The following is a 234-nucleotide window of genomic DNA, read 5'->3' on the forward strand; positions in this document are numbered from 1 at the left end:
TGGAACAGCTTGACCGCGTGCCTCCCTTCCAATCCGGAGACGGCAGCGCTGACGGAAGATTGGGCGATGTTGAGGACCTCGGCGGCGCGTGTGACGTGCTGGCGCTCGGCGACCGCCACGAAGATGCGCAATTGATCGAGAGTCACAGGCGTGTTCCGCGGTGAGGGATCGTGTTGGTTACGCCCCGGTCATGCCCCTGGCCGGAGGATCGTTGCCGAGCGGCGGAGACGCCAG

Annotated in this window: 1 protein-coding gene; it reads right to left on the reverse strand. The window is 65.8% G+C overall.

Annotated elements, in window-relative coordinates; genetic code table 11:
- The coding region (locus MFF64_RS37365) for a LysR family transcriptional regulator (protein WP_238194125.1) at nt 1-146 on the reverse strand (146 nt) is incomplete at its 3' end.
- Nucleotides 147-234 lie beyond the last annotated feature (88 nt).

The organism is Methylobacterium frigidaeris (assembly GCF_022179185.1).
Classification (GTDB): Bacteria; Pseudomonadota; Alphaproteobacteria; order Rhizobiales; family Beijerinckiaceae; genus Methylobacterium; species Methylobacterium frigidaeris.